The sequence below is a fragment of the Mesorhizobium sp. M1E.F.Ca.ET.041.01.1.1 genome (assembly GCF_003997355.1).
Classification (GTDB): Bacteria; Pseudomonadota; Alphaproteobacteria; order Rhizobiales; family Rhizobiaceae; genus Mesorhizobium.
This window is the reverse complement of record NZ_RZSL01001178.1, coordinates 1-678: the sequence shown is the minus strand read 5'-3', so window position 1 is coordinate 678 and position 678 is coordinate 1. Positions and strand designations below refer to the sequence as shown.

Genomic DNA, 678 nt, shown 5'->3' with positions numbered 1-678 from the left:
GGCTCGGTCCGGCGTGCCCTGCCGCTTCGACAGGGCCAGGAGATAGCATCCGACGCGCTCGGTCGAGTTCCTCAGCTTGAGGTTCTTGATCTGCCGAACCATGCGTCGAAATTGCGCGGCGAGGCTTCCGATCGCCGCATGTGCCAGCAACGGCTCTGCTTCCACCGCCGCGCGAAACGCTGCCGCATGAATCAACAGAAACCGCGAAGGCTCGGGCACTCGGGCCTGCATGAGATAAGGCGCGCCGGTCAGGACGGCGGCGGGGATGACGAGATCCGGGGCTCTGACGGCCTCGATCAAGACCTCACGGCCTTCGGCCGATCGTCCAAACAACTGAGCCGACCCCGCCAGCACGATCAGCTGGAAGTTCGGCACGTCGCCTTGTTCGAACAGAACGGTGCCTGAGGACACGCTGTGCACCATGGCGTGTCGCATCAGATCGGTCCGGCGGGATACGGGCAGCCCCCGAAACAGCGGCAGCTCTTCCGGCGCTACGCCCTCATACGTCATTTCATCCAAATGTTTCGTCTCCGATTTGAGGCTTTCCCTCTGCTTCCGCATTGTGCGTGACAAATGTCACGCCATGCCTTGATTTGGATCAATGCCGGATGATGCCGGCTTGGTCATGTTGGCCCTGAGCGGGCGAGAGTCCGATCCTTGAGGCCAACCGTCTAAGAG

At 61.9% G+C, this 678-nt stretch carries 1 protein-coding gene; it reads right to left on the bottom strand.

What is annotated here, in order from left to right; translation table 11 throughout:
* A partial coding sequence (locus EOA38_RS38215; protein WP_127301648.1) for a cyclic nucleotide-binding domain-containing protein occupies window positions 1-510 on the bottom strand: 510 nt, incomplete at its 3' end.
* Window positions 511-678: the final 168 nt, after the last annotated feature.